Genomic DNA, 25160 nt, shown 5'->3' with positions numbered 1-25160 from the left:
GCGAGATCGTCGAGCGACTTGAGGTGATCGGGATCCCGCGTGACGGCGTGTCGATCCTGCTCAGGGAAAGTGCCGTGGAGAACTGGGGCACCGGCGGCCAAGCCGCCAGCGACTATGACCTTGGATTCGAGGTCACGGTCTAACACGACAACCAATTTTCGCATGCGGCGCCGAGCACGAAGCATCGAGAGACCCGGCTTGCCGAGCACTCCGGAATGATGGTGGGAGCCGGCGCAGGATGCTGCCGGCAGCCACCTGTCTCAGAAAGGCGTGCCATGAGGCCGAACTCGGGAGAGCTCGCGGACAGTACTGCAGTGTGAGCAACGATCCAGGTGACCACCGGCTCCTGCGTGAGCAGGTGCGCGCCGGCGACCACGCCGCCTTCACCGCCCTGTACCGCGACCACGTCGGTGCCGTGTTCGTCCTGGCTCAGCGTCTGACCGGCAGTCGGGCGCTGGCCGAGGACGTCACCTCCGACACATTTCTTGCGGCCTGGCGCGCGCGGGACTCGATCGAGGACCACGATCGACCGCTGCTGCCGTGGTTGCTCGGCATCACCGCTCGCCAGTCGCTCAATGCCACCCGCAGCATTCGACGTCGGCTGGCGTTCCTGGCCCGTCGTCCCGGGGAAGTGGTGGTCGACGACTTCTCCGACGAGACCATCGCCCGGATCGACGATGCCGAGCTGATACGGCGAACCCAGGCAGCGCTGGCTCAGTTGACCCGCGCTGAATCCGAGGTGCTCGCCCTGTGCGTCTGGTCGGGACTGACGTACGCCGAAGCCGCTGAGGCGCTCGAGATCCCGATCGGCACCGTGCGGTCGCGTCTGGCCCGGGCCCGGACCCGGCTCCGCACGCTCTCCGCCCACGAGACCACCACGACGCCGACGACGCCCACGCCATGCAAGGCCGCGACTCATGGAGGACGAGCATGACCACGTCAGGATCTGACCAGGACCTTCGCCGTGACCTCATGGTGCTGCTACCGGCACCCCAGACCCAGGCTCCCACCGCGCTGGAGCGGCACCGCGTCGAGGAACGCCTCGCAGTGGGCGTGCGTCGCGATGCCGACGCCGTCAGCACCGCCCGAAGGCGCCGCGAGCGCGCCCGGGCGTGGGCGAGCCCGGCACTGGTGGCCACGTGCATGGCTGTGGTCGCAGTCTGGGTGACCCTGGCCGTCGGCGGTGCTGGGTCGAGCAGTCCCATCGATCGATCGCGTCCGGTCGCCGCCGCTCCGCGAGCCGTGGCCGTGCTGTCCCAGGCATCACAGGCAGCGCTCACCCACAGTGCGACGACGCCTGTCCACGATGACCAGTTCGTCTACACGCGCAGCGCCGTGATCTCCAACGAGGGCCTCTTGGGGGACGCACCCACACTGGGGGCTCCGCACGAGCGTGAGATCTGGATGTCCCAGGATCCCGGCGCGGTCGCGGAGATCGGCATCATCCGCGAGTTCGGACAGGACTGGCCGATGCACGCGGGCGTCCCCGCGCCGCCGAGCGTGGTGCGCCCGACCTATGCCTGGCTCGACACACTGCCCACCGACCCCGACGCCCTTCTCACCGAGATCGAGACCGACGCCGCGATCGGCAATGTCGGCGGCGCCGTCGGCGGCGATCCCGATCAGGTGGTCTTCAACAGGATCGGGACCCTCGTGAACGAGGGGGTCGTCCCCCCCGAGCTGACCGCTGCCCTCTTCGATGCCGTGACCCGCATCCCCGGCGTCATCGTCGAACCGAACGCGACGGACGCCCTGGGACGCAGCGGCATCGGCATCGCCCGCAGCGACAACACGATCCGCAGCGTCTGGATCTTCGACACCCAGACCTACGAGGTTCTCGGCACCCGCGACTACTTCGTCATGCCCCACGGCGACGTGCTCCTCGGAGCCACTGCGGTTCTCGAGCGCGGCGTGGCGGACAGCGCCGGCCAGCCCCCCGCCACGTCGTCACCTGGTGGGGTGACGCCGTCCGCCGCGTGATCGTTGCGTCCGGGTGCCCCCGCGACGTCATGCGGACAGTGCACCCGTCTCCACGATCCGTATGACGTCCCGCTGCGCCCTAGGTCCTGGCGCGGGCGAGGTCCTGGCCGTCGGCACTGTGCGGGTCCTGGTCGATCGCGGCGACGGCCGGGGTGAGGTCGAGGTCGGCGGTGGGGCGTCGGTCGAGGTGGACGCCGGCGATCATGCAGCGCACCGATCCCCCGGCCAGCTCGATCGTGGGGATGTCCACGGCGACGATCTCGCAGGACTCCTCGATCGTCGCCAGCTGGTCGGGCGTGAGGCTCGCTCGCGCCCGCGCCGACATCGCCATGATCGGGCGGGTCGAGCCGTCGGGCCGGCGACCCTGCAGCTCGACGGCGTTGCCGGCGAAGTCCCGGATCTGCTGCTCGGTGAGCTCCACGATCTTGCGACCGGTCACCGCGAGCCGCTCGCGCACCTCGGCGCGACGCTGCTCGTCGGGGATCATCTCGAGGGCGAACATCGCCACCTTCGTGCCGATGCAGGCGATCACGTTGGTGTGGTAGACCGGCACACCCGCCGAGTCCACGGCCTCGAACGCCATCGGCTCGTAGCCGAAGTCGGTGCAGAAGCGCTCGAGGACGTGCGTGTCGGCCCGGTGGCTGCGCGCGGTGTAGGCGACGCGTGAGACGTGGTCGAGCACCATCGCGCCGGTGCCCTCGAGGAAGATCCCGTCGGGCTCGAGGCCGGAGTAGTCGACGATGGTCTGGACGCGGTAGTGCGACTTGAGCAGCTCCAGCACGTCGGCGCGACGCTCGTGGCGCCGGTTGGAGGCATACATCGGGTAGACCGCGATCTTGCCGCCCGCGTGGGTCGAGAGCCAGTTGTTGGGGAAGACGCTGTCGGGCCGGGTGTGGTCGTGGTCGTCGAAGACGTGGACGGTCACCCCGGCGTCGCGAAGCGCCTGGGCGACCGCGTCCATCTCGGCGACCGCCCTGGTCGACGTGGCAGTCTCGGACTGCCCCGCGGGGACGTCGCGCTGGAAGGCGTTGTCGGCCGCGGTCGCAGGGTTGGGGACGAACCGCGCGGCGCGGACGAGGATGACGGTGGAAGGGGCCTGTGCACTCACGCTCGGAACCTAGGGCATCGTGCGGACCGGTCTCCAATCACGGCGCCGGTGTCCGCTCGGCATCGGTGATCGACATGATCCACGACTGGTGGGTGGTGCTGCTCTTGGTGATCGCCAGGAGCTCGTCCATGTGCGGCTCGAGGCCGGTGACCTTGTCGAGCGGGACGCCGATGATCAGCTGGAAGCCGAGGCCGCGCCACGCCTGGACGGCGCGGCCGGCGAACTCGGAGTCGGCCTTGACGAAGCCCTCGTCGAGGAAGACCGGAGCGAAGCGCGGCCGTGAGCGCATCTCGTCACCGAGACGGAAGCGCAACGCGGAGCCCACGATGAAGGCCACGAGCTCCTGGCTCTCGCCACCGCTCTTCTCCCCCAGTGTCCGGTAGGTCGCCCGCAGCTCGCCGGTGAGCGAGTCGTAGCGCTCGGCGCTGATCTCGACGTGGCGTCGTACGTCGAGGAGCCGGTCGCGGTCCGTGGTCGCCCCGGCCGTCTCGCCGGACTGGGCCGGCTTGCGCAGCTGCTCCATGAAGCGGCTCAGCGCGGTGAAGCGCTGTTCCAGGTCCGCCTCGTCCAGCTCCGACGTGGAGCCTGCCGACAGGGCGCGCAGGTCCTTCATGAAGACCTGCACGTGCGCCGGGGCCAGCCGGCGCAGCCGGATCCGCAGCCGGTCGCCGGCCCCGCCGAACTCGAGTCGACGCAGGATCGTGTTGATCGGCTCGAGCCGGTCCTCGATCTCCTCGATCGACGCGGCCATGGCGCCGACCAGCGGCACCAGGTCCTGACCGCTCCACTCGGTCAACCGCCGACGCCACTCGGCTCGCCGGTGCGCCAGGCCCTTGCCGCGGATCTCCTCGAGGATGCGGGCGTAGTCGGCGTAGGAGTCTGCGGTCGCCCCCAGGTTGGGCGAGTCCCACTGGAACTTGTAGACCCGGAAGATCGCGGCGAGGTCCTCCTCGACACGCTTGATCTCCGCCTCGGCGACCGCGACCGCACCACGTAGGCGCTCGGCCAGGCGGTGGGAGGTCTCGGTGAACCGCTCGAGGTCCGCGGGGTCCGCCGGAGCGGCCGCGGCCGCGAAGTCTGCGGCCAGCGCCGCCTCCTGCTGCTCGGTCAGGACCACGGAGGCATCGCCGTCCAGCGCTTCGAGGCGGTCCTTGACGTGGTCCTCGTCGTCGACCAGGCGCCCGTGCGCGTCGTTGAGCTCGCGCTGCCGCTGCTCCAGGCCGAAACGAGCCCGCCGCGTCTCCTCCAGCCGCGCGGCCAGGATCTCGATCTGGGCCTCCAGCGCCTGGAGCTGGTCGTCGGAGGCGAGGATCTCGGCGCGACGCGCCTCGAGGTCGGTGATGCGCCGCTCGCTGCCCTCCACGTCGAGGTCGTCGAAGCGTGCGGTGGCGACGGCGTCGTAGGAGGTGCGTCGCTGCTCGAGCACGCTGGACTGCCGGTCGAGCTCGGAGACCTCGGCGTCGAGGGCCGCGAGCTCGCGCTCCAGCGAGGCGAGCTCGGCGTCGAGCTCGGCCAAGGCGTCGCCGTTGGAGAAGCCGATGATGCTGCGGCTGTCGCCGCGGCCGTGGGTGCCTCGTCGACCGCTGCGGGTCTGGCCGGCCATCGTGACGCGGAGGCCGGGTCCGGCCAGGCCGTCGGCCGACTCCACGCACAGCGCGTTGCGGCCGGGCTCGGCGACGTGGGCCTGGACCCACCCGGAGAACGGCGAGTCCTGGAAGACCAGCTTGCCGGCGACCCGCTCGGGGTCGGCCGGACCGAGGTCGGGAAGGTCGAGCGGCACGCCCTCGAAGGTCAACCGCCCCCGCAGGCGTAGTCCGTCGATGGCGGCGGAGAAGTCGGCGAGCCGGTTGAGCGGGACGAGCAGCATCCGCGCGCTCCCGCCGAGCACGGTCTCGATCGCGTCGCGCCAGCGGGACTCGTCGGGAGCGACGTCGAGCAGCTCGGCGACGAAGGGCAGCTCCTCGACACCCAGACCGCTCGCCTGCGCCACCTCGGCACGCAGCTCGTGCATCCGCGCCGGCACGCGGCCGGCCCGGCTCTCCAGCGAGGCGCGCTCGCGGCGGAGCTCGGCCTGGCGCTGGCTGATCGGGTAGCGGCGGTCGCGGGTGGCGTCGCGCTCGCGCTTGGTGCTCTCCTGCTGGCGCTCCCAGCCGGCCAGCCACTGCCGGGCGTGCAGCTGGAGCACGCTGAACGCCTCGCTCGACTCCAGCGCCGCCTCCAGGTCCGGGGACTCGGCGTCGGTCGCTGCGATCAGCGGCAGCAGCCGCTCCTGCAGGACCCTGCGCCGAGAGAGCCGTCCCTCGCGGATCACCCGCTCCTGCTCCAACGACAGCGCGAGCGACTGGAGCGTCGAGCCCCCGGCCGCGTGGTGGGCCTCCTTGGCCGTCTCCACGTCCGTCTGGAGGGTCTGCTCGGCCGCGGCGGTGGCTGCCAGCTCGTCAGCGGTCGTCGCGCGCTCGTGGCGGTTGGTGCCGACGGCGGTCTCGATCAGCCCCAGGTGGGTGCGCAGCAGCCACAGGCGCAGCGGCGTGTCACCGGGCTGCGTCACGCCGTAGGAGTCGAGCTCGGCCAGCCGTCGCTCGGCGATGCCCTTGCGCTCGTGGAGCCCGGCGATCGGCTCGAGCAGGTCGAGCTTCTGCTCCTCGGTGCGCATGGCGGCGTAGGCCGCGTCGAGGTCGTCGAAGTGCTCGATCGCCCGGTCGGCCGCAGCAAAGGTGACGGGCCGCTCCAGGACCATGTCCTTGTAGAGCTCGTCGACGCTGCGCACCTGGTTGCCCGCCTGGATCCGGGCCAGCAGCCGCAAGGCCTTGGCCCCGTCGCCGTTGGCGCCGATGCCCAGCCGGGCGTGGAGGACGGCGGAGTAGTCGGCGTAGGTGCGGTGCACCCGGATGCCCGGGAAGAGCTTCTTGAGGGTCGCGGCGTGGAAGCGCTCGGGTACGGCGACCTCGAGGCTGTCGAGCGTGAGGCTGCCCTCGTGCGTGGCGAGCTGCATCTGCACCTCGCCGGAGCGTGTGGCGCGCCGTGGCACGTAGTAGGTGCGCAGCGCGGTGAAGCGGCCACCCTGGTCGTTGACGAACGTCATCGCCACCGCACCCCAGGTGTCGGTGCCCTTGCCGCGCAGGAGCTTCTCCACGGGTCGGCCCGTGCGCGGGTCGTCGACCACGTCGACCGCGCCGCGCAGGTAGGACAGCAGGTTGCGCTGGCCCACCCCCCGCGCACGGCCGGCCACGGCGTCGTTGGACGCGCCGTTGAACTTGGTGTCCGAGGACATCATCAGGGCGGTGTAGGCGTCGAGGACGGTGCTCTTGCCGACACCGGAGGCGCCCGAGATCATCGTGGCGTCACCGCGCAGCGGGACGGTGGTGAGCCCGCTGAAGCCGCCCCAGTTGACCAGCTGCAGCAGCGTGGCCCGCCACTGCACGGTGTCGTCGGCCGGGGTCTCCACCGTGTGCTGCTCGAAGAGCCCGTCGGTGCTCTCGCCCTCGGCCTCATCGATGCGCTCGGTCTCGTCGATGGACATCGTCACTCCTCCCCTGCGTCGCCCACGGGCTCGGCTTGCTCGTCGAAGAGCTCGGCCTGCTCCTCCGGGCTTGCCGGGGCCTCCGCACTGGTGGCTCGCTGGAGCGCCTCGAGGAGCTCCTGGAGCAGGTCGAGCGGCAGCAACGGCTCCACGGCCTCGCTGATCTCGAACCGGTCCTCGGCTGCCGTGCCGATCAGCAACCCCGCCTTGGCGATGCTGATCACCGCGTTGCGGGCCCGCTTCTCGTCGCCCGCCTCGTCGGTCGCGTGCGGCGGTCGGAAGGTCGCGACGTAGTCCACGATGTCGTCGCGGTCGATGAACACGTGCGCGTCGCCTCCCGCGAGGCCGGCACGGAGCCGGTCGCGCAGGTGCACCAGCACGAGCGTCTCCTCGCGCGACCACGCGGCGTCGTAGAGGAGGGTCGGGAAGCGGCTGCCGGTCTCGGAGGTCGCCTGCCGCTTCCACGCCACCTCGCGGGCACGGTCGACGGCGAGCTCGAGGAAGAGGTCGTTGAGCCGCGAGCGCAGCACCCGCTCGTGCTCGACGAGCACCTGCCAGTCCCGCGGGTGCGTGCGGGCACTGATGAAGCGCTGCTTCAACAGGGTCACCAGGGCATGGCGCTGGGCGTGCTCCAGCCCGCCCTCGTCGCCCTCGAAGAGCGAGACCGATCCCTCGTCGAGGATCTCGGGGTCGAGGTCCAGGTCGGTGTCGACGCTCATGCTCGGGTCTCGCTCTCGGGTCGGTCGGGGTCGGGCAGGGGCAGGCGGGGCACGGCGAAGGTGCGCCGCGACCCGTCGGGGCGGACGGCGGCGAAGTCCTCGACGGCGTCCTCGGCCTCCCACTCACGGTCAGCCGCCAGGTGCAGCAGCCCGAAGATCTCGACCGGCCGACGCAGGGCCGGCTCGAAGCCGTCGAAGACCTCGCCGAGCGAGCCTGCCGGGAGCAACGAGGCCAGGGCGGCGTCGAGCCGCTGCCGCAGCGAGGTGAGCTGCGGGCCGCCCTGCGCCATGACGGCCGCCAGGGAGACCGCCGGTCCATCGCCCGGGTCGGCGGTGGTGATGCGCTCCGGAAGGACGTCGTCGGCCGGGTCGTAGAACCGCTCCCGGAGGTGCTCGACCCCGGCACGCGCCGGCAGCAGGGGTACGTCGAGCACCGCGCGCGGGCCGGTGGTCGCCATCCACGTCATGAGCTCGGACTCCACCTGGCGCAGCGTCTGCTCGAGCTCGCGGTCGCGGGCCACGTCGTGGGAGACGATGTAGTCCTTGAGGGTGGCGGTGACCCGCGAGCGCTGGGCGAGCACCCGGTCGAGACCGTCGCGCACCAGCCGGACGGTCCCCCGCAGCTCGGCGCGGTCGGCGTCGCTGAGGATGCCGTCGGCGATCGGGTGCTCCAGCAGCGCGGTGAGGTCCTCGCGCAGCTGCGTGACCAGGGCGTCGTCGCGCAGCAGCGCGAAGGCGCCCTCGAACGCCCGCCCCTCGTGGGTCGCGTGCATGAGGGCGTCGGCGCGCGACAGGTAGTCGTCGATGACCTCCCCGGCAGGCCGGTCCTCGGCCCGGAACGCCGAGAGGATCTCGGCCCTGATCACGGCGAAGCGCTCCTCCACACGGGCGAAGTCGCTGGGCAGCGCGGAGATCAGCGAGAGCAGCTCGGTGAAGCCCTCGTGCATGTAGTCCTCGGTGGCGCTCACCATCTCGGCACCGTCGACCAGCCGGTCGCGCTCGGCCTGGAGTCGGGCGATCTCGGCGTTGAGGATGGTGACGCGTGCGGTGCGGTCGGGGTTGGCCTCGGAGTTGAACCGTCGCACCGACCCGAGGATGGTCGCGATCCGGTGCTCGCTCAGGGTCGCCCGGTCGCGCGCGAGGTTCTTGACCAGCTCGAGGGCCTGCTGGGCGTGGGAGGTCAGCGTGTAGACCTCGTGGCCGGCCTCGTCGAGCGAGCGCACCAGCCACTGGCCCCGCATCCAGCGCTGGCAGAGGTCCTTGCCGCTGCCGGCGGGGACCTCCGCCTCACCGGAGCGTCGCACCACGGCGAGGTGCTCCTCGACCTGCGCGTGCAGCCGCGCCGTCGGGATCGGCTTGTTGTTGCGTCCGAAGGCCGCCCGGAAGATCGTGATCACGACGGGCGCCTGGCGCTGGTGGAGCAGGGTCAGGGTCGGTTGCGCGAACGCACCCCTCACCCGTGCCAGCTCGCCGGCGATCTCGCTCACTCCCCCACCCCTCAGGACGTCGCGCGAAGCGCTGGACCGCGCGCTCGCCGCGCAAGCATTCCAGAGGGGACCGACCGGGGTGGGGCGCAGGGTCCCGCGTGAGCCAGGGTGCTGGGTGGGGCAGGGTGCTGGGTGGGGCAGGCTCTCAGGCCTCCACCACGTTGCCGTCCTCGACGGTGACCGCGATCTCGGTGAGGGGTGAGGGAGCGGGTCCTCCGGTGTTCTCCCCCGTCGCGAGGTCGTAGGTCGAGCCGTGGCAGGGACACATGAGCTCGTCGCCCTCCGGCGCGACCTGGCACCCCTTGTGCGTGCAGATCGCCGAGAAGGCGACCACCTGTCCCTCCGTCGGCTGCGCCACGATCAGCGGAGCACCATCGGCGCCCGTGGCCGAGACCGCGCCCCCGACCGGGACGTCGGCGAGGACGGCGAGGGGCGTGGCAGCGCCGCTCGGGGGGTTGTCACCCCCCGCACTGGGGGTTCCCGGCGAGGCGGTCTCGTCGTCGCCGCCGCAGGCGGTCAGGGCCAGGGTGCCGACGGCGGTCCCGGCGCTCCCCGCGATGATGCCGCGTCGTGACAGCGCAGGACTGCGCTGGGTGTCGAGATGGATCATGAGCACCTCCGGTGCATCGGTGGGTCTGTCCGGTCCTACGAGGCTCCGCACGCATCGGTTCACCGCCTCCGGTCCGCGTGGCACAGCGATCAGGTGTCCAGCTCCAGCACGGCACGGCTGCCACGTCGCACCACGATCGCGACGATGTCGTCCACGTCCGACGCGGTGGCCGCCGCCAGGGTCATCGTCCTGCCGGGCAGCGCCCTCCACGTCGCGACCTGCTCCCTGCGTCCGTCACGGGTCACCACGAAGAGCGCGTACGTCGTGGGGCCGGCCGAGTAGTCGTCCGCGAGGTAGGAGCACACCAACGCCAGGCGGGTTCCCCAGAGGACCTGCTCCAGGCTGAGCTCGGCGCTGACGGGGCTGCCGACCAGGGCACGCATCGACCGACCGGGGGCGACCGGTTGCTGCGCGGCGGGTGGCGTGACCACCTCGTCGGCGGTCCCGAGACGTCCGCTGCCGAACAGTGCTGCCCCCACGAGCGCCAGCGTGGCCGCGCTGGTCGTCGCGACGGTCAGGAGTCGCCGCCTCCGCTCGGCTCGGCGCACGCCGAGCAGCAGGGCGGGGAGCAACGTCACCGGCGGCGGGCCGGCCTCCTCGGTCTCGGCCAGCAGCGACACGTCGACGTGTCCCAGCAGCCCGGGCAGGCCTGCCAGGTCCTGCACCGAGCCAGCACAGCCGGCGCACCCGACGAGGTGCTCCTCGAACGCTTGTCGCTCGTGGGGCGCCAAGGCACCCAGCACGTAGGCGCCGTCCAGTCTTCTCTGGTCGCAGCTCACGCACCCACCCCCATCTCCTCGAGCGCCAACCGAAGCGCTCGCAAGGCGTAGTGGGTCCGCGACTTCACGGTGCCCTCGGGAATGTTGAGGCGCCGCGCCGCCTCGGAGACGGGGTCGCCCCGGTAGTAGCACTCGATCAGGACGGCGCGGTGGTCGGACGAGAGCCTGGTCATCGCCTCGGCCACCATCCACGAGAGCAGGAGCTGGTCGCTGCGGTCCTCGGGCTCCGCCCTCTCCGGCACCTCGGCCATGACCGTCTCGCTCCGGGCTCGGGGGGTCCGCCACTCGTCGATGACGATGTTGCGCGCCACCGTGAAGAGCCAGGAGCGCACCGAGCCACGCTCCTCATCGAGCACGTCGCTGTGCCGCCAGGCTCGCAGGAGGGTTTCCTGGGCGACGTCCTCCGCGCGGGTGAGGTCGTTGCCGGTCAGGCGCAGGCAGTGGCGCCACAGGGCAGCCGCGTGCTCCTCGTGCAGCTGCAGCATGACGGTGGTCTGAGTCCTCGCCACGACACCTCCCTGGCGCCCGCGCGGGGCGCTCCGTCCAGTGTGCGCCTCAGGATCGTCGGAGCGTTCCCTCGATCGCACCGGCCGGGTAGGTCGCGTTGTGCACGTTCAGGTAGTAGCGCCGTGGATGCGCGGCGATCGCACGGATCAGCGAGCGTCGTACGCCGGTCGTGCAGCGAGCCCCTCCCGTCACGGCGGTCGACAGGTCGACGACGACCTGACTGTCGGATCGTCGGTGCAGGTGAGCGGAGTCCGGGGACTGGATGCGTCGCCAGGTGACGTCGGCACAGACACGTGCCCGGGCACGGTTGAGCGTCACGCGTGCTCGGCCGACCCCGTCGGGGTCACCGCTGGGCCGAAGCGTCGTCGTCAGCTCGACAGCGGCCCGGCGCGGATGGCCGCTGCCGGCCGCCACGTCACCGGAGGCGGGGGCGGGAAGCGCGAGGGAGACGGCGACGCAGGTGCTCAGCGCCAGCGTCACCCAGGGACGGAGCGATCGTTGGTGGATGGTCATGGGGTTCCTCCTTGACAAGGAACACGAGCCGACCACCAGATCCGTTCACTCCGTGGTGCTCTCGTCCTCGTCGATCCTCCAGTCACCGTCCTGCTTCACCAGCGTGATCGTCCCCGTGACGGTGAACTCGGTCTGCTCCTCGCCGAAGAGCTCGGCGAACTTGTCCGCGTCGTCGCCGGTGTAGGCGACCTGCTCGGTGTAGCCCACCGTCGCCGACGTCTCCTTCTCGTCCACCTCGCCGATCTCGATGTCGATCTCGATGTCCTCCAGGAGCGAGGTGAAGTCGTCGAACCCCTCCTGGTCCTCGAAGGCCGCGACGAAGGCGGCGCAGTCGTCGACCTCGTAGACCTCGAAGATCTCGTCCTGGCTCTGCGTCGACGTCAAGGCGCAGACCTCTTCCTGGTCGCCCTCCGACTGCGCCTTCAGGTAGTCCTCGGCGGCAGCAGCCGGACCTGAGCCGCCCAGCACCACGGTGAACAGCAGCACGAGCCCGACCACGAGGAGCACCACGACACCGACGACGGCCCCGATGAGCTTGCCCTTGCCGCCACCGCCGCCACCACCGCCGCCGCCGCCGGGACCGGCGTACGGCGCCTGCCACGGCGGTGCGCCGGGCGGCGGCCCCGCCGGGGGCTGGCCCCCCGGCGCCTGACCGTAGGGAGCCTGGCCGGGTCGATCGCCGCGAGGCTGCGCGATGACCGTCTGGTTCGGGTCGAAGCCAGCAGCTGGGGGTGTGGCCGCGGCGGGCGGGGTCGCGGGCGTTGCCGCAGGCTGGACGTGGTCGGTCCACCGGGCCCCGTCCCACCAGCGCTGACCTCCCTGACCGTCGGGGTACCACCCGGCAGGGGTGCTGGGCTGGTTCGGGTCGCTCATGGGATCTCCTCGACAGGTGGACTGGCAGGCGGACGCGTCCCGCGCATCATCACACGGGAAATGGGCGATGGCCGGTCGCAGGGACTGCGACCGGCCATCGCCGACGGAGCGGGTGCGGCTCTAGTGGAACCAGAGCGACTCACAGGAGCCGCAGGCGAACTCACGCACCTCGACCCCGTCGGTGAAGTCGATGCTGCGCAACGTCCAGGTGTGCTCGTGGTTCTCCACCACCGGTGCCGTCACAGGGGCGGGCGGGTGGTGCGCTCCTCGACGACGTGGGTCGAGCGGGTGCGCTGCTGGTTGACCACCAGCGACACGACGATCGCCAGGATGCCCGCGGCGAGGAGGATGCCCCCGAGGGCACCGTCGTCGATCTGCGCGAGATCCATCGTGACGACATCGAAGACCAGGATGAGGCCCAGGATGATGAGAATGATGCCCAGTCCGATGACCATGACGTCTCCTTCAGGTGAGGGACGGGCACGCGGATGCGCCCGTCGGCCGGAGCCGTCTGACCGGTGCCCCGGTGGGTCCTCCCCCAAACGTCGCCCGAGGTAAAAGCCCTCCTGGTCTGGACCTCACAGGATGTAGAGCATCTCCTGGTAGGTCGGCAGCGGCCACAGGTCGTCGGCGATCAGCGTCTCGAGCGTGTCGGCCGCCTCCCGGATCGACGCCATGGCTGGCAGCACCTCGTCCCGGGCGAAGGTCGCGGCGAGCAGCGCGTCCTCGTCGTGGTCGTGGGCCAGGGCCGCGGACAGCGACGTGATCCCCGCGCGCAGCCCGGCGAGCGGCGCCGAGACCGACTCCAAGGTGGACAGGTCCGCCTCGACGCCGGCAGCCCTGAGCGCCGCCACGTTGGCCGCGAGCTCGGTCTGGTAGCGCAGGGCCGCCGGCAGCACCGTCGTGGTGGCGATCTCGAGCGTCAGGTTGGCCTCGACCCCGACCGTGAGGAGGTAGTGCTCGAGGCCGATCTCGTAGCGGCTGTGCATCTCGCGCTCGTTGAAGACCGAGTACGTCGAGAAGAGCTCGATCGCCTCCGGCGTGATCAGCTCGGGCAGCGCGTCGACCGTGGTGCGCAGGTTCTTCAGACCCCGCTGCTCCGCCTCGACCTGCCATGCGTCGGAGTAGCCGTTGCCGTTGAAGATCACCGCACCGTGGTCGCTGACGATGGTGGTCAGCAGGTCCTGCACGGCCTCGTTGAAGTCCGTGCCCTCCTCGAGGGCCGCCTCCAGGACGGTCGCGCAGTGATCCAGGGCCTCGGCCATGATCGTGTTGATCATGACCATCGGCCCGGCGACGGTCTGCAGGGAGCCCGGTGCGCGGAACTCGAAGCGGTTGCCCGTGAAGGCGAAGGGGCTGGTGCGGTTGCGGTCGCCCGGGTCCTTGGCCAGGTCGGGGAGGGTGTCGACGCCGATGATCAGCGTCCCCTTCTCCTTGGACCGCGTCGCACCGCCCTTGGCGATCTGGTCGAACACGTCGGCGAGCTGGTCACCGAGGAAGATCGAGATGATCGCCGGCGGCGCCTCGTTGGCGCCCAGGCGGTGGTCGTTGCTCGCCGAGGCGACCGAAGCACGCAGCAGGCCGCCGTACTTGTGGACCGCGCGGATGACCGCGGCGCAGAAGACGAGGAACTGCGCGTTGTCGTGCGGGTTGTCGCCGGGCAGCAGCAGGTTGCCCTCGGTCGTGTTGCCGAGGGAGAAGTTCACGTGCTTGCCGGAGCCGTTGACCCCGGCGAAGGGCTTCTCGTGGAAGAGGCACTCCATGCCGTGCTTCTTGGCGATCGACTTGAACGTCGTCATGAGCAGCTGCTGGTGGTCGGACGCGACGTTGGCGCGCTCGAACATCGGGGCGATCTCGAACTGGCCGGGCGCGACCTCGTTGTGCCGTGTCTTGGCCGGGATGCCGAGCTTGAAGAGCTCCCGCTCGGTGTCCATCATGAAGCCGAGGACACGCTCGGGGATGGCGCCGAAGTAGTGGTCGTCGAACTCCTGGCCCTTGGGCGGCTTGGCCCCGAAGAGCGTGCGACCGGCGTTGAGCAGGTCGGGGCGCGCGAGGAAGAAGTGGCTGTCGACCAGGAAGTACTCCTGCTCGGGGCCGCAGTAGGACACCACGCGCGCCGGGTCGTGGCCGAAGAGGCGCAGGATGCGCTCGGCATGCGCGGCCATCGCCTGCTGCGAGCGCAGGACCGGCGTCTTGTGGTCGAGGGCCTCACCGGTCATCGACACGAAGACCGTCGGGATGCACAGCGTGTTGCCGTTGGGGTTCTCCAGGACGTACGCCGGGCTCATGACGTCCCAGCCCGTGTAGCCGCGGGCCTCGAAGGTGTTGCGCAGGCCGCCGTTGGGAAAGCTGGACGCGTCGGGCTCGCCCTGGATCAGCGTCTTGCCCGAGAAAGAAGCGAAGGCCGAGCCGTCACCGACCGGGTCGAGGAAGCTGTCGTGCTTCTCGGCGGTCAGGCCGGTCAGCGGGTAGAACACGTGGGCGTAGTGGGTCGCGCCCTTCTCCAGGGCCCAGTCCTTCATCGCGGACGCGACGGCGTCGGCCATGTCGGGGTCCAGCGGCGCGGAGTGCTCGATGGTCGCGAGGACCGACGCGTAGACGGCCTTCGGCAGCCGCTTCTGCATCACCGCGAGGCTGAAGACGTTCTGACCGAAGATCTCGCCCGGCTCCTCGCCCGGGTCGAAGGAGATGGGCGGCGGGGTGTAGGCCTCTACCGAGGTGATGGCCTGCAGACGGACGTTGTTGGCACTCAAGATGGGGCTCCCTCGGGCATTCCCCGCGCACGTGCACGGGTGTACACCGGGGAATCTAGGCGGCCGTCGTGTCCGGATTGTTTCGTCCTCGTGACAGGCCAGGACGGCGGGTCGCGGTCTGGTCCACCGCACCGCTGTGAGGAGACACCGCAGCGAGGGGTCGAGGCGCCGGGAATCCGGTCGTCGTTCTGGCATAGTCGGCCCCATGCCCGATGCTGCCGCCACCGAACGTCGCGCGGTCGTCGTCGAGGACGACGAGGACATCCGGTCGCTGATCGAGTTCACCCTCACCAGCCAGGGCTTCGAGGTGCGGTCGGTGGCGACCGGGCTCGACGGGCTCGAGGCGATCAGCACCTTCGACCCCGACCTGGTGACCCTGGACCTGGGCCTGCCCGGCATCGACGGCATCGAGACCTGCCGGCGGATCCGGGAGACCAACGACGTCTACATCGTCATGATCACCGCACGCGACGAGGAGATCGACCGGCTGATCGGGTTGGAGACCGGCGCCGACGACTTCATCTCCAAGCCCTTCAGCCCCCGCGAGCTCCAGGCCCGGGTCAACGCGATGTTCCGCCGCCCGCGACGCTCGACCGCCCCCGTCGAGGAGCACACGCCTCTGGCGGCCCCGAGCAACGAGGTCCTGGACCACGGCCCCCTCAAGGTCGACGTCGACGGCCGACGCGCCTTCCGCGGCGACGAGGAGCTCGCGCTCACCCGCACGGAGTTCGACCTGCTCACCGAGCTGATGCGCACCCCCGCACGGGTCTGGACCCGCGAGGCGCTGCTGCGCTCGGTGTGGGGCACCGAATGGGCCACCGACACCCACCTCGTCGAGGTGCACGTGGGCAACCTGCGCCGCAAGCTCGGTGACGCCGGCCGTCTGGTCCGCACGGTGCGTGGTGTCGGCTACCGGATGGACGTGCTCCAGAGCTCGCTCTAGGAGTCGGCGTACTCCACGAGGTAGGACGCGAGCGCCCGGTCGGCGCGCTCCGCGGCGGCAGGGACGAGCCGCACGCGGGCCAGGGCCCCCACGACGTCACCCAGACGCAGCCGGCCCTCGATGAACCGGGCCATCTCGACGAGCTCCAGCGTGCCGACGATGCTCGAGGCCACCCGCAGGCTCAACGTGGCGTCGAGTGCGCCCTCGAGGTCACCCACCTCGGTCGCGGTCACGATCCGCTCCACCCGCTGCGGCAGGAGCCGGCGGTAGGTGTGGGCGAAGGAGACCGTGAAGGGCCAGTTGTCGACGTCCTGGGCCAGCCGGTCGAGGTCACGCGGGTCGAACGTGCTCACGTGTCCTCCTGGCTGGATGCGCCCGCGACTGTCTCGGGGCCTGTCCCAGGATGCGCGGCGCAGATCAAGGGATCTGCGCGGAAACCTCAAGCAAGACGCAAGGATTCAGCCGATGACGAGGTCGCGCTCCAGGTCGGCCGCGAGCCGCTCCGCGAAGTAGGCGTGGCCGTCGTTGTTGAGGAGCCCGTCCGGCGCGAAGTAGGCCGGGGCGTCGGCGCCCGTGAGCCACTCCTCCCCGTAGGTGTCGACGCAGGTGATGTGGTCGTTCTCCAGGGGCTCGCACATGCCCATCCCGCGCGGGTTGCCGTAGGGCAGGACCACCGCGATGACCGCGTCGGGCACGCGCCCGCGCAGCGTGGTGACGGTGTTGCGCATGAGCTTGCGGATGACCGGTGTCGTGGCGGGCGAGCGCATCTGCGCGGAGATGACCACGACGTCGGGCACGAAGTCGTCGTCGGTCTGGAGCCGGAAGACCCGGTCGAGGTACTGGCTACCGGGCGTCGCTGGGGCGCTGTGCGCCCAGCCGGAGCCGGGGACTGCGTCCACGCGGTACTCCCACCCGAGGTCCTTGGACAGGAGGTGCACGAAGCCGGCCCTCTGGAGCGCCGCGCCCTCCCCCGCGGTCCAGTCGTCACCGATGAAGAGCACCTTGGCCGCCGGCGGCACCGACAGCGCCACGGCCTCGGTGTCCGCACCCGCGGCCGGCACCTGCTCGGGACCGCCGGGGTCGGAGGAGAACTGGACGACCAGCAGCGCCACGGTCAGTGCGGTCGCGACCAGGACGCCGAGCAGCGTGACTCGCTGGACGGTGACGCTTCGGCCCGAGTCGGTGGACCGCCCCCATGGCTTGGACACGGGGGCGATCCTACGTGGTCCGGACCGGTGCGAGATCGGATGTTTGGACCCGTGGGACCGCGGGCAGGCTGTGCAGGACACGCACTGCTGCTTCGACCTCGTCTCGGACTTTCTTCAGCCCACATCCCGGGGGTGGGCTGCTCCACGAGGCTCACGGAGCGCGGTGCGTGTCGCACGTCCGGGCATGAAAGTGCCAGGACGCGACCTCTGGGGGGCAGTCGATCGCGGCCTGGCGCGACGATTATCCCACATCTCGAGCCGGACCGACACCGTCAGTTGCGTGCCGCTCAGTCCCAGAAGACGTGGTCGACGACCGACCGTGCCTGCCGGGTGCACCGCAGGTAGTCGTTGACCATCTCGTCGGTCGCACCCGGTGGATAGCCCAAGATGTTGGCGACCGCAGCGCGCTCCCGCGTGTCACGCGGGATCTGGTCGCCGGAGGCACCCCGCACCAACGTCACGGCGTTGCGGGTCCGGCTGACGGTGCGCCAGCCCTCGATGAGCAGCGCGGCCTCCTCCTCACCGAGCAGCCCGGCGTCGCGCGCCGCCGCGAGCGCGTCGAGGGTCTGCGGGGTGCGCAGCGACTCCAGCCGACCGGCGTGGCGCATCTGGAGCAGCTGAACGGTCCACTCGATGTCGGCCAGACCGCCACGACCGAGCTTGAGGTGCAGGTGGGGGTCGGCGCCACGTGGCAGCCGCTCGCGGTCGATCCGGGCCTTGATCCGGCGGACCTCGCGGATGTCGTCCTCGGAGATCCCGTCGGCCGGGAAGCGCAGTGGGTCGATGAGCGCGGTGAAGCGTCGTCGCAGGTCCTCGTCACCCACGACCGCGTCGGCGCGCAGCAGTGCCTGCGCCTCCCAGACCATCGACCACTTGGCGTAGTAGGCGGCGTAGGAGCCGATCGTGCGCACCAGAGCGCCCTGCTTGCCCTCGGGACGGAGGTCGGCGTCAACCTGGAGCGGCGGGTCGGCCCCTGGCAGGGCCAGCAGTCGGCGCAGCTCGTTGGCCACAGCCTGGGAGTAGGAGGTCGCGACGTGCGCGTCGGCGCCGGGCTCGGCCTCGAAGACGAAGAGGACGTCGGCGTCGCTGGAGTAGGACAGCTCGAAGCCGCCGTAGCGACCCATCGCGATGATCGCGATGCGCGCCGGTGCCTGCTCGAGCGACCGTTGCCGTCGTACGGCGAGTCCCGCGACCCGCAGCGTGGCTTCCAGGGTGGCGTCGGTCAGGCGCGAGAGCCCCTTGCCGACGTCGGCCACGTCGGTGAGCCGCAGCGCGTCGCCGGCGGCGATCCGGAACAGCTCGCGCCGTCGCACGGCGCGGATGGCGCGCACGGCCTTCTCGACGTCGTCCTGGCGACCGGCGGCGGCGAGCATCTCCTCGACCAGCGGCTCGGCCGGCAGGGGGGCGAGCGAGCCGCCGAGGATCCGCACCCCCTGGGGCTCGCGCTCGAGCAGGCCCGTGACGTAGCGCGAGGTGGAGAGCAGGTGGGCGAGCCGCTCGGCGACGGCGCCCTCGTCCCGCAGGGTCTTGAGGTACCACGGGGTGCGGCCCATGGTCTCGCTGATGCGGCGGAAGCCGAAGAGCCCGGCGTCGGGGTCGGGACCCTCGGCGAACCACTCCAGCATCGCCGGCAGCAGGGCCCGCTGGATGGTGGAGGTGCGGGAGAGCCCGGCCGTCAGCGCCTCGAGGTGGCGCAGCGCTGCCTGGGGATCGGCGTAGCCGAGGGCGGCCAGGCGGGTGCTGGCCGCCTCCGAGGAGAGCCGGGCCTCGGGACCGGGGATCCCGGCGACCGCGGCGAGCAGCGGGCGGTAGAAGAGCTTCTCGTGCAGGCGCCGGACCTCGCGGCGGTGGTGCTCCCACACACGGTGGAGCGACGGGATCGGCTCCTTGAAGAGCCGGACGCTGCGGCCGAGGCGGCGCAGTGACGGCTCGTCCTCGGGCACGACGTGGATGCGACGCAGCTGGAAGAGCTGCATCCGGTGCTCGAGCGTGCGGAGGAAGGCGTAGGCGTCGTGCAGCGCCTCGCCGTCCTCACGGCCGACGTAACCGCCCTCGGTCAGGGCCGCCAGCGCGCTGAGCGTCGCGGTCGGCCGGATCCGCTCGTCCATGCGGCCGTGGACCAGCTGGAGCAGCTGCACGGCGAACTCGACGTCGCGCAGCCCACCCGAGCCGAGCTTGAGCTGGCGGTCGGCCTCCCGCGCCGGGATGTGCTCGATGACCCGGCGGCGCATGGCCTGGGCGTCGGTGACGAAGCCCTCGCGCTCGGCGGCGGACCACACCAGCGGGGCGAGCATGTCGACGTACGCCCGACCGAGCGCGAGGTCACCGGCGACCGGGCGGGCCTTGAGCAGCGCCTGGAACTCCCAGGTCTTGGCCCAGCGCTCGTAGTAGCCGAGGTGGCTGGCGAGGGTGCGCACCAGCGGGCCGGCCTTGCCCTCGGGGCGCAGCGCGGCGTCGACGGGCCAGATCGTGCCCTCGGTGGTGTGGTCGGAGCAGATCCGGATCAGGTGGCTGGCCAGCTGGGTCGCGGCCCGCACGACGGCCTGGTCGCTGGCGTCCTCGTGGCCGGGGGCCGGCTCGTAGACGAAGATGACGTCGACGTCGGAGACGTAGTTGAGCTCGTGGCTGCCGAGCTTGCCCATCGCGATGACCGCCAGTCGTGCGAGCGAGGCCGACTCCCCCACCCGCTGCCGGGCCACGGCCAGTGCGGCCTCGAGGGTGCCGGCCGCGAGGTCGGACAGCTCGGCTGCCGCGTCGTCGATGCCGACGTCGTGGGACAGGTCGCGCGAGGCGAGACGCAGCAGGACGCGGCGGTACTCCACACGCAGGGCGTCGACCGCCTCCGCGTCGGGGAGCGTCGCGACCGGCTGGTCAGCGCGCGGGTCCGCGCCCACGGCCTCCAGGAGGGCGGCGCGCACCGCCCAGGCGGCGGGACGCGTCGAGCCCATCATCGGGTCGGTGAGCTCGTGCCACTGCTCGGGGTGCCGGGCGAGGTGGTCGGCCAGCGCGCTGCTCGCGCCGAGCACGCACATCAGCCGCATCGCGGTGCCCTCGTCGTCGGCGATCGCGGTCAGGAGCGCGGCCCGGTCCTCGACCTCGTCGGCGAGCCTCACGAGAGCCGACAGGGCCAGGTCGGGGTCGGCGGTGCGCCCGAGGATCGCGAGGATCGGCTCGGCCTGCCCCCCCAGGCCCGTCAGCGCCTCCTGGGCCGCGGCGGTGTCGGTGAACCCGAGCCGCAGGAGGGCGCCCTTGGTCGTGGTGGTGCGGGTCATCTGCCGCCCCCGGTGCTGGCGACGACTCGTGCGAAGGACCCGGCGAGGGGTCGCCAGGCCTCGGTCAGCTCGGCTGCGGCGTCGTCGATCGATCCCAGCAGAACGTCCTGGTCGATGCCCCGCAGCACGTGGGCCTCCCGGTCGTCAGCCGCCCACGGCCGCAGGGTGGCCGCGTCGACCTCCGGGTGGAGCTGGAGCCCCCAGGCACGCGGGCCGAAGCGGACGACCTGCGGCTCCCCCGCGGGCGTCCGCGCGAGGACGGTGGCGCCGGCGGGCAGGACCGTGACGACGTCGTCGTTCCAGTGCACGCCGCGCCGAGGGGTGGCGAGCGGGCCGAGGAGCTCGTCGGTCGCCGCCTGCGCCGTCCAGCCGACGTCGAGCAGGCCGAGCTGCTGCCCGCGCGGGTTGCGCTCGACGCGCCCGCCGAGCGCGGAGGCGAGGAGCTGGTGGCCGAGGCACACACCGAGCGTCGGGACACCGGCCGCGTGGGCGGTGCGGAGCTGCTCCTTGAGCGGCGCGAACCACGGGACCGTGTCGTCCTCGGCCTGCTGGGGCCCGCCCAGCACCAGCACTCCGTCGTACGACGTGGGGTCGGGGAGGGCATCGCCGGCGTAGGGCCGGCGCACCTCGAGCGTGCAGCCGGCCTCGGTCAGCCAGCGCCCGAGGAGCACCGGGGGGCACTCGTCCTCGTGCTGGACGACCAGGACCGACGGCATCGTGGCAGGGGCCTGGTCAGATGACCGGGAGCATCTGGTCGCGCTCGAAGACCGAGACCTGTCCGCGGTACTCGTCCCACTCGGCCCGCTTGTTGCGCAGGAAGTAGTCGAAGACGTTCTCGCCCAGCGTCTCGGCGAGCAGCTCGGAGCTCTCGGCGATCTTGATCGCCTCGTTGAGGTTGTGCGGGAGCGGCTCGATGCCGAGGTTCTTGCGCTCGCGCTCGGTGAGGGCCCAGACGTCGTCCTCGGCCTCGCGGGGCAGCTCGTAGCCCTCGTCGATGCCCTTGAGGCCGGCCGCCAGCACGGCGGCGAAGGCGAGGTAGGGGTTGCAGGCGGCGTCGATGGTGCGCAGCTCGATGCGGGTGGAGTTGCCCTTGCTGGGCTTGTACATCGGGACGCGGACCATCGCGGAGCGGTTGTTGTGGCCCCAGCAGATGTAGGAGGGGGCCTCACCGCCGAACATCATCCGCTTGTAGGAGTTGACCCACTGGTTGGTGACGACGCTGATCTCCGGCGCGTGGCGCAGGATGCCGGCGATGAAGCGCCGGCCGGTCTGGGAGAGCTGGTACTCGGCACCGGCCTCGTAGAAGGCGTTCTGGTCGCCCTCGAAGAGCGAGACGTGGGTGTGCATGCCCGAGCCGGGGTGGGTGGTGAAGGGCTTGGGCATGAAGCTGGCCCAGATGCCCTGGCCGAGCGCGACCTCACGGATCACGGTGCGGAAGGTCATGATGTTGTCGGCGGTCGAGAGCGCGTCGGCGTAGCGCAGGTCGATCTCCTGCTGGCCCGGGCCGCCCTCGTGGTGGCTGAACTCCACCGAGATGCCCATCGCCTCGAGCATCGTGATCGCCTCGCGGCGGAAGTCGGAGCCGTGGGACTGCGCGGTGTGGTCGAAGAAGCCGCTGCGGTCCACGGGGATCGGGTCGACGCCGGCCTGCGGGGTGTCCTTGAAGAGGTAGAACTCGATCTCGGGGTGCGTGTAGAAGGTGAAGCCCTTGTCGGCCGCCTTGCTCAGCGTGCGCTTGAGCACGTAGCGCGGATCGGAGTAGGAAGGGCTGCCGTCGGGCATCACCACGTCGCAGAACATCCGGGCCGTGGCCGGGCCCTCGCCACCGCGCCACGGGAGGATCTGGAAGGTCGAGGGGTCGGGCAGCAGCAGCATGTCGGCCTCGTAGACCCGGGCGAAGCCCTCGATCGCGGAGCCGTCGAAGCCGATGCCCTCGTCGAAGGCGTTGTCCAGCTCGGCCGGAGCCACCGCGACGGACTTCAGGAAGCCCAGGACGTCGGTGAACCACAGCCGCACGAAGCGGACGTCACGCTCTTCGAGAGCGCGGAGAACGAAGTCTTCCTGCTTGCCCATGCGGCACAGCGTAGGGGCATCGCGGGCCCTGCGGCGAAGGGGGCACGGGTGGCCCTTCAGGAGGGGACGTCGGCCTCGATCTCGGCCAACCAGGCCGTGGACTTAGCGTCCGAGGGCATCAGCCGGTCCCCGGCACTCGCAGAGCCTCGGCGTGACGTTCGAGGAGCCCGACATCCGGCCGGAGCCCGGGCCGTCGTGGAGCTCGGCGGCCCCTGGCCCGTACGCCGAGTCGGCGCGATGTTGCACGCCGTACGCCGAGTCGGCGCGATGTTGCACGCCGTACGCCGAGTCGGCGCGATGTTGCTGGCAGTCGTGTGCCGCAAGCAGCGCTCGAGCGCGGCGTGGAGCACACGACCCGACGACATCGGGCCAGCGATCGGCCCTGGTGCCGGGTCGTGGGCCCCAGACCGCGCACTGGAGCAGCCTCCGGCACACGACCCCAACCACCTTGCCGAGTCACAGGCGAGGCGAAGATGCTGACGACTCCCCTAGGACGGGACGTGGGCCTCGATCTCGGCCAACCAGGCCGTGGCCTTGGCGTCCGAGGGCATCCGCCAGTCACCGCGCGGCGACATGGTGCCGCCGGCACTGACCTTGGGCCCGTTGGGCAGGGCGGAGCGCTTGAACTGGCTCATGAAGAAGCGGCGCACGAAGACCTCAAGCCAGTGCCGGATCGTGGGCAGGTCGTAGGCCTGGCGACGCTCGTCGGGGAAGTGGGGCGGCCAGTCCCCCGCACCCGCGTCGCGCCAGGCGTGCCAGGCGAGGAAGGCGATCTTGCTCGGTCGGTGACCGCGGCGGATCACGTGGAAGAGGGTGAAGTCCTGGAGCGCGTAGGGGCCGACGGTGTCCTCGGTGGCCTGTGGCTTGGCGCCGTCGGTCGTCGGGATCAGCTCGGGGGTGATCTCCTGCTCGACGATCCTCTCCAGCAGCTCGTTGGTCTCTGCGTCGAACTGGTCGCTCTCGGCGACCCAGCGGATCAGGTGCTGGATCAGCGTCTTGGGCACGCCCGCGTTGACGTTGTAGTGCGACATCTGGTCACCGACGCCGTAGGTGCACCAGCCGAGGGCCAGCTCGGACAGGTCGCCGGTCCCGACGACGATGCCCTTGCGGTGGTTGGCGATCCGGAAGAGGTAGTCGTATCGCAGGCCCGCCTGCACGTTCTCGAATGTCACGTCGTAGACCGGCTGACCGTCGGAGAACGGGTGGTCGATGTCGTGGAGCATCTGGGTGGCCGCCGGCCGGATGTCGAGCTCCTCGAACGTCACGCCGAGGCTCTTCGAGAGCCGCGTGGCGTAGTCCTTGGTGGTGTCGCCGGTCGCGAAGCCCGGCATGGTGATCGCCTGGATGTCGCTGCGGGGACGCCCCAGGCGGTCCATGGCGCGGGCCGCGACGATGAGGGCGTGGGTGGAGTCGAGCCCGCCGCTGACGCCGATGACGGGTCGGGTGTCGCCGATGGCCTGGAGCCGCTGCTCGAGGCCGGAGACCTGGATGTTGTAGGCCTCGTAGCAGTCGAGCGCGAGCCGCGCCGGGTCATCGGGCACGAAGGGGAAGCGGTCGACCTTGCGGCGCAGGCCGATGTCGCCGGCCGGCGGCCCCAGGGTGAAGGGCACCGTGCGGAAGCCGCCGGCGCGAGCCTCGTGCGTGCGCCGGTTGTCGTCGTGCGTCCCTTGGCGGATCCGCTCCTGGCGCAACCGGTCCAGGTCGATGTCGGCGACCGATCGTCGCGGGCCCTCGGGGAAACGCTCGGTCTCCGCGAGCAGGTCGCCGCACTCGTAGACCATCGTCTGCCCGTCCCAGGAGAGGTCGGTGGTCGACTCCCCCTGGCCGGCGGCCGCATAGAAGTACGCCGCGTTGCAGCGCGCGCTGGCGCTGCGCACCAGCAGCCGGCGGTCCTCGGCTCGGGCGACGGTGATCGGGCTCCCACTGAGGTTGGCGAGCACCGTCGCACCGGCCAGCGCGGCCTCCGCGCTCGGCGGCACCGGCACCCACATGTCCTCGCAGATCTCGACGTGGACGTCGAGCCCGCGCACGTCGGTGGCGCTGAAGATGAGGTCCGGCCCGAAGGGCACGGTGTCGCCGTTGATCGTGATCGTGCTGGCCCGACGGTCGTCCCCCGGGGCGAAGTGACGGCGCTCGTAGAACTCGCGGTAGGTCGGCAGGTAGGACTTGGGGCTGACGCCGAGCACCTCGCCGGCATGGATCACCACGGCGCAGTTGGTGACGCGGGTGCCGTGCACGAGCGGGGCGCCGACCACGATCACCGGCAGCAGGTCGCTCGACGCGGCCGTGATCGTCGCGATCGCCGCCTCGACGGCCTCGAGCAGGGTGTCCTGCAGCAGCAGGTCCTCGATGGAGTAGCCGCTCAGGCCCAGCTCCGGGAACAGCGCCAGTGCCACGCCGTCGTCATGGCACAGTCGCACCTGCTCGAGCACCCGCTCCGCGTTGGTCGCCGGGTCCGCGATCGCGACCGGCAGCGTGCAGGCCGCCACCCGGGCGAACCCGTGGGCATAGGCCGAGTAGAAGTCCACGCCGCGAGTCTAGGGACCTCGGGCTCCGTACGCCGGTTGCGTCGGTCGGGACGGTGCGGCCTGCGGCCGTCGGGACCGTGGCGAGTTGGTGCTGCCGACGACGGGTGAATCTGCCATGGACCGATCAGAATGTGCACCTCTCGCAATCTGGGCGCTGCTCACAGATTGGCCCGGAGTGCCACCCGTGACGGGCGAGCACCGTGAGGTCGGCAGAAGCCATCCGACTTGGCCGATGAGCGTCGGCACCACCGTGCCTCCCTAACCGAGGCGCTGGAGCGCTTGTTCTA

The 25160-nt window shown here is 71.2% G+C and carries 20 protein-coding genes; 3 read left to right on the top strand and 17 right to left on the bottom strand.

The window, feature by feature from the left end:
• Positions 1 to 238 precede the first annotated feature (238 nt).
• Positions 239 to 934 carry an RNA polymerase sigma factor gene (locus RMN98_RS20865; RefSeq protein ID WP_309650748.1) on the top strand — a complete coding sequence of 232 codons (696 nt, stop codon included), beginning with the start codon at positions 239 to 241 and terminating at the stop codon, positions 932 to 934.
• Entirely contained in the window at positions 931 to 1980 is a 1050-nt protein-coding gene (locus RMN98_RS20860) for a CU044_5270 family protein (protein ID WP_309650747.1), read from the top strand. Before RMN98_RS20865 ends, RMN98_RS20860 begins: the two co-directional genes overlap by 4 nt.
• 79 nt (positions 1981 to 2059) lie before the next feature.
• Here RMN98_RS20860 and ctlX read toward each other — a convergent pair whose 3' ends face one another.
• From ctlX to RMN98_RS20805, 11 genes are all read right to left on the bottom strand, one after another.
• Positions 2060 to 3088: a citrulline utilization hydrolase CtlX gene (gene ctlX / locus RMN98_RS20855; protein WP_309650746.1), complete on the bottom strand. Its 1029-nt coding sequence runs from the start codon at positions 3086 to 3088 to the stop codon at positions 2060 to 2062.
• A 37-nt stretch (positions 3089 to 3125) separates the two neighbouring features.
• Entirely contained in the window at positions 3126 to 6608 is a 3483-nt protein-coding gene (locus tag RMN98_RS20850; RefSeq protein WP_309650745.1) for an SbcC/MukB-like Walker B domain-containing protein, read from the bottom strand.
• Positions 6609 to 6610: 2 nt separating this feature from the next.
• Positions 6611 to 7327, bottom strand: coding sequence for a DUF4194 domain-containing protein (locus RMN98_RS20845; RefSeq protein WP_309650744.1), 717 nt, complete (start codon positions 7325 to 7327; stop codon positions 6611 to 6613).
• Positions 7324 to 8814, bottom strand: coding sequence for a DUF3375 domain-containing protein (locus RMN98_RS20840; protein ID WP_309650743.1), 1491 nt, complete (start codon positions 8812 to 8814; stop codon positions 7324 to 7326). Before RMN98_RS20840 ends, RMN98_RS20845 begins: the two co-directional genes overlap by 4 nt.
• A 145-nt stretch (positions 8815 to 8959) precedes the next feature.
• Positions 8960 to 9424, bottom strand: a complete 465-nt coding sequence (locus tag RMN98_RS20835) for a Rieske (2Fe-2S) protein (RefSeq protein WP_309650742.1) — start codon at positions 9422 to 9424, stop codon at positions 8960 to 8962.
• A gap of 89 nt (positions 9425 to 9513) precedes the next feature.
• On the bottom strand, positions 9514 to 10203 hold the full coding sequence (locus RMN98_RS20830; RefSeq protein WP_309650741.1) for a zf-HC2 domain-containing protein: 690 nt from the start codon (positions 10201 to 10203) through the stop codon (positions 9514 to 9516).
• Positions 10200 to 10712, bottom strand: a complete 513-nt coding sequence (locus RMN98_RS20825; RefSeq protein ID WP_309650740.1) for a sigma-70 family RNA polymerase sigma factor — start codon at positions 10710 to 10712, stop codon at positions 10200 to 10202. The genes RMN98_RS20830 and RMN98_RS20825 overlap by 4 nt, the downstream gene beginning before the upstream one ends.
• 46 nt (positions 10713 to 10758) lie before the next feature.
• Positions 10759 to 11223 (bottom strand): CHRD domain-containing protein, encoded by a 465-nt coding sequence (locus RMN98_RS20820; protein ID WP_309650739.1) that lies wholly within the window; start codon positions 11221 to 11223, stop codon positions 10759 to 10761.
• Positions 11224 to 11268: 45 nt separating this feature from the next.
• Entirely contained in the window at positions 11269 to 12096 is an 828-nt protein-coding gene (locus RMN98_RS20815) for a DUF2510 domain-containing protein (RefSeq protein WP_309650738.1), read from the bottom strand.
• A gap of 239 nt (positions 12097 to 12335) precedes the next feature.
• The gene (locus tag RMN98_RS20810; RefSeq protein ID WP_309650737.1) at positions 12336 to 12551 is read right to left on the bottom strand and encodes a hypothetical protein; all 216 of its coding nucleotides are present in this window, start codon (positions 12549 to 12551) and stop codon (positions 12336 to 12338) included.
• A gap of 123 nt (positions 12552 to 12674) precedes the next feature.
• Positions 12675 to 14849 carry a glutamine synthetase III gene (locus RMN98_RS20805; protein WP_309650736.1) on the bottom strand — a complete coding sequence of 725 codons (2175 nt, stop codon included), beginning with the start codon at positions 14847 to 14849 and terminating at the stop codon, positions 12675 to 12677.
• Between the two features lie 205 nt (positions 14850 to 15054).
• Here RMN98_RS20805 and RMN98_RS20800 point away from each other — a divergent pair, with 205 nt between their 5' ends.
• Complete coding sequence (locus tag RMN98_RS20800; RefSeq protein ID WP_309650735.1) at positions 15055 to 15792, top strand: response regulator transcription factor; 738 nt, start codon at positions 15055 to 15057, stop codon at positions 15790 to 15792.
• Here the strand turns inward: RMN98_RS20800 and RMN98_RS20795 are convergent.
• The 6 genes from RMN98_RS20795 to RMN98_RS20770 form a co-directional block, all read right to left on the bottom strand.
• The gene (locus tag RMN98_RS20795; RefSeq protein ID WP_309650734.1) at positions 15789 to 16145 is read right to left on the bottom strand and encodes a hypothetical protein; all 357 of its coding nucleotides are present in this window, start codon (positions 16143 to 16145) and stop codon (positions 15789 to 15791) included. The two genes, RMN98_RS20800 and RMN98_RS20795, sit on opposite strands and share 4 nt — an antisense overlap.
• A 105-nt stretch (positions 16146 to 16250) precedes the next feature.
• Positions 16251 to 17000 (bottom strand): hypothetical protein, encoded by a 750-nt coding sequence (locus RMN98_RS20790; protein ID WP_309650733.1) that lies wholly within the window; start codon positions 16998 to 17000, stop codon positions 16251 to 16253.
• 287 nt (positions 17001 to 17287) lie between these two features.
• Positions 17288 to 20272, bottom strand: a complete 2985-nt coding sequence (locus RMN98_RS20785) for a bifunctional [glutamine synthetase] adenylyltransferase/[glutamine synthetase]-adenylyl-L-tyrosine phosphorylase (protein WP_309650732.1) — start codon at positions 20270 to 20272, stop codon at positions 17288 to 17290.
• Entirely contained in the window at positions 20269 to 20988 is a 720-nt protein-coding gene (locus RMN98_RS20780) for a type 1 glutamine amidotransferase (RefSeq protein ID WP_309650731.1), read from the bottom strand. The genes RMN98_RS20785 and RMN98_RS20780 overlap by 4 nt, the downstream gene beginning before the upstream one ends.
• A gap of 16 nt (positions 20989 to 21004) precedes the next feature.
• Positions 21005 to 22345, bottom strand: a complete 1341-nt coding sequence (locus RMN98_RS20775; protein WP_309650730.1) for a glutamine synthetase family protein — start codon at positions 22343 to 22345, stop codon at positions 21005 to 21007.
• Between the two features lie 488 nt (positions 22346 to 22833).
• A complete protein-coding gene (locus RMN98_RS20770; RefSeq protein WP_309650729.1) occupies positions 22834 to 24873 on the bottom strand; it encodes an NAD(+) synthase in 2040 nt (679 codons plus the stop codon).
• Positions 24874 to 25160: the final 287 nt, after the last annotated feature.

This window comes from Nocardioides sp. (assembly GCF_031397825.1).
Taxonomy (GTDB): domain Bacteria; phylum Actinomycetota; class Actinomycetes; order Propionibacteriales; family Nocardioidaceae; genus Nocardioides.
The sequence above is the reverse complement of the archived record's forward strand: the minus strand, read 5'-3'. Positions and strand labels throughout refer to the sequence as shown.

What these genes read in the sequence shown, in the direction of transcription:
- RMN98_RS20775 (WP_309650730.1), bottom strand. Translation starts at nt 22,345, where the DNA reads ATGGGCAAGCAGGAAGACTTCGTTCTCCGCGCTCTCGAAGAGCGTGAC.
- RMN98_RS20780 (WP_309650731.1), bottom strand. Translation starts at nt 20,988, where the DNA reads ATGCCGTCGGTCCTGGTCGTCCAGCACGAGGACGAGTGCCCCCCGGTG.
- RMN98_RS20845 (WP_309650744.1), bottom strand. Translation starts at nt 7,327, where the DNA reads ATGAGCGTCGACACCGACCTGGACCTCGACCCCGAGATCCTCGACGAG.
- RMN98_RS20865 (WP_309650748.1), top strand. Translation starts at nt 239, where the DNA reads ATGCTGCCGGCAGCCACCTGTCTCAGAAAGGCGTGCCATGAGGCCGAA.
- RMN98_RS20800 (WP_309650735.1), top strand. Translation starts at nt 15,055, where the DNA reads ATGCCCGATGCTGCCGCCACCGAACGTCGCGCGGTCGTCGTCGAGGAC.
- RMN98_RS20815 (WP_309650738.1), bottom strand. Translation starts at nt 12,096, where the DNA reads ATGAGCGACCCGAACCAGCCCAGCACCCCTGCCGGGTGGTACCCCGAC.
- RMN98_RS20810 (WP_309650737.1), bottom strand. Translation starts at nt 12,551, where the DNA reads ATGGTCATCGGACTGGGCATCATTCTCATCATCCTGGGCCTCATCCTG.
- RMN98_RS20835 (WP_309650742.1), bottom strand. Translation starts at nt 9,424, where the DNA reads ATGATCCATCTCGACACCCAGCGCAGTCCTGCGCTGTCACGACGCGGC.
- RMN98_RS20820 (WP_309650739.1), bottom strand. Translation starts at nt 11,223, where the DNA reads ATGACCATCCACCAACGATCGCTCCGTCCCTGGGTGACGCTGGCGCTG.
- RMN98_RS20850 (WP_309650745.1), bottom strand. Translation starts at nt 6,608, where the DNA reads ATGTCCATCGACGAGACCGAGCGCATCGATGAGGCCGAGGGCGAGAGC.
- RMN98_RS20785 (WP_309650732.1), bottom strand. Translation starts at nt 20,272, where the DNA reads ATGACCCGCACCACCACGACCAAGGGCGCCCTCCTGCGGCTCGGGTTC.
- RMN98_RS20860 (WP_309650747.1), top strand. Translation starts at nt 931, where the DNA reads ATGACCACGTCAGGATCTGACCAGGACCTTCGCCGTGACCTCATGGTG.